General features: G+C 72.2%; 1 protein-coding gene and 1 pseudogene. One reads left to right on the forward strand and one right to left on the reverse strand.

Features of this window, described 5'->3' with window-relative positions; translation table 11 throughout:
• Positions 1 to 747: histidine kinase dimerization/phosphoacceptor domain-containing protein (locus BJF83_RS01935; protein ID WP_262391245.1), on the reverse strand; the 747-nt coding region annotated here is incomplete at its 3' end.
• 338 nt (positions 748 to 1085) lie between these two features.
• Here BJF83_RS01935 and BJF83_RS01940 point away from each other — a divergent pair.
• A pseudogene (locus BJF83_RS01940) lies at positions 1086 to 2550 on the forward strand (amino acid permease); the annotation flags it as partial.

Consider the following 2550-nt stretch of genomic DNA (forward strand, 5'->3'; position numbering starts at 1 on the left):
GAGGGCGTGGTCGAGGTCGGCTGTGGCGGTGCGTGCGGCGTCGGCGATGTGGGGTGAGGGCTTGGCGGGGCGAAGTCGGGGGTCGGTGTCGATGATGCGGGCGGCGGTGGCGGCCTGGACGGTGACGACGGACAGGGCGTGGCCGAGGGTGTCGTGGAGTTCGCGGGCCAGGCGGTTGCGTTGGGCGAGGGTGTCGGCGTGGGCTTGGGCGGCGGCCAGGCGTTCGGCGGGTGAGGGGCCGAGCAGGTGGGGCGCGGTGTGGGCCAGGAGGTGGCCGGTCAGGGCGATGGCGTGGGTGAGGGCGGTCAGGAGGGCGAGGCCGAGCAGGGGGCCGATGAGGCGTTGGTGGCGGGGCAGGTCGTGGATGGTGGTGAGCAGGTGGGAGCTGCGGGTGATGGGTTGGGGGCTGTCGGGGATGAGGGGGGCCAGGGCCAGGAGGAAGGCTTCGGTGAGGCCGATCATGGTGGCCAGGCAGGCGAGGAAGCCCGCGCACATGTGCAGGCACAGCCACAGGCTGGTGCGGGCGGTGGTGCGGCTGGCCGTGGGGGGTGGGGTGGGGTGGTCGGTGAGCGGGCCGCGCAGGAGGGTGCGGGCGAGGTGGAGTTGGGCGGTGCGTACTCCGGGGACGTAGGCGGTGGCCGCGACCGGGGCTAGGGCGAGTGCGATGGTCAGGGCCAGGGCCTGGGGGGTGGTGTCGGTGGCCGAGGTCCGGCCGGTCAGGACGCTGGTGAGGACGAGGGCGGCCATGGCGTAGGGGGTCAGGAGGGCGCGCCGATGATGAGGTAGACCCAGCGTCGGTAGGTGTGGGCGCTGGTGAGTGGGCGGGTGAGGAGGGCGAGGGTGCGCACGGGGGTGATCGTGGCACAGGTGGGTGGTGGTGTGCTTGATCGTGCTGGGTGGGTGGGGGTCGCCGGCGGTGCATGACTCACCTCACATGGTGATGGTTTGAGGTGGGTTTGCGGGGTCCGTGAGGGATGTGATGAGCCTTTCGTCCTAGGGTGGGGCGAGTGACTGGTAGTTCGACGCTGCCACAAGCGGCACACACGACTGAGTCGGGGCTGGCCCACACGCTGCGCCGCCGGCACATGGCACTGATCGCGATCGGTGGTTCCGTGGGAGCGGGGCTGTTCATCGGGTCGGGGGAGGTCGTCCACACCGCTGGTCCGGCCGCGGTGCTGTCCTACGCGCTGGCCGGGGCCCTGGTCTTCTTCACCCTGCGGGCGTTGGGCGAGATGGTGGTCTCCGTTCCGGCGGGCGGGTCCTTCTCCGACTACGCCCGGCTGGCCTCGGGGCGCGCGCCGGTTTCACCGTCGGCTGGATCTACTGGTGGCTGTACGCGGTGCTGGTGGCGGCGGAGTCGGTGGCCGGGGCGGGCATCCTGGGCCAGTGGGTGGATCTGCCGCAGTGGCTGCTGGCCCTTGTGGTGCTGCTGTCGATGACGGCGGCCAATGTGATCTCGGTGCGGGTTTTCGCCGAGACCGAGTCGTTCTTCTCCCTGGTCAAGGTCGGCACGATCGTGGCGTTCCTGCTCATGGGCGGGCTGTGGGCGCTGGGTCTGTGGAGCGGATCGCAGGGGTCGCACGTGGCCAACCTGTGGGCGCACGGCGGGTTCGCCCCCAACGGGTGGGTCGCGGTGCTGGCCGCGACCGTGGTGGTGCTGTTCGCCTTCGGAGGGGTGGAGATCATCACGATCGCCGCGGGCGAGAGCTCCGAGCCCGAGCGCGGGGTGGTCTTGGCCGTCACCAACGTCCTGTGGCGGATCGGCCTGTTCTACCTGGCCTCGATCCTGGTCGTGGTGATGGTGGTGCCCTGGAACACCACCGACCTGGAGCGCAGCCCGTTCGTGGTGGTGATGGACACGGTGGGGGTGCCCGGCGCGGCGGTGATCATGGAGGTGGTCGTGCTGGTGGCGGTGTTGAGCGTGCTCAACGCCGCGATGTACACCACCTCGCGGATGCTGTTCGCGCTCTCCCGCCAGGGTGACGCTCCCCGGTCGTTGGGCCGGACCACCGGGCGGGGCGTGCCCGCGCGCGCGATCGTGCTGGGCACCGTGGTGGGGTACGCGGCCGTGGTGGCCGAGTACCTGCTGCCCGGTCGGGTGTTCGGGTTCCTGGTGGCATCGATCGGCGCGGTCCTGTTGGTGTTGGCGGTTGACCCTGCGCATGTGGGGGTTTCCGTACCTGACGTGGGCGGTGTTGGCCGGGTTGGTCGCGATCGGTGTGGCGATGGCGGCGCTGCCGGACCAGCGCCGGGCCCTGCTGGCGAGCCTGGGGTCGGTCGCGGTGGCCGCTGCAGCGTTCGAGATCCGCAAGCGGTGGGGGTCGACACCGGTCAGCCAGACGGTGCTCGGTGTGCGGGGGCGCAGTGGCCCCGAGGAGCTGGCGCGGGTGGCCGGGTCCCCGGTGCGGCCGATGGGGCGGCGGGGGCCGGGGTCGTGGACCGCTCCGGCGGGGCGGACGGGCGCGGGCCCGGCCCGGTCTGAGGCCGCTGCCGTGCCCGGTCGTCTCCGGGGGGTGCGGGGCGCGGTGGGTGTCGAGGGGGCGGTCGAAG

Origin of the sequence: Nocardiopsis sp. CNR-923 (genome assembly GCF_001942255.1) — a bacterium.
GTDB lineage: Bacteria > Actinomycetota > Actinomycetes > Streptosporangiales > Streptosporangiaceae > Nocardiopsis.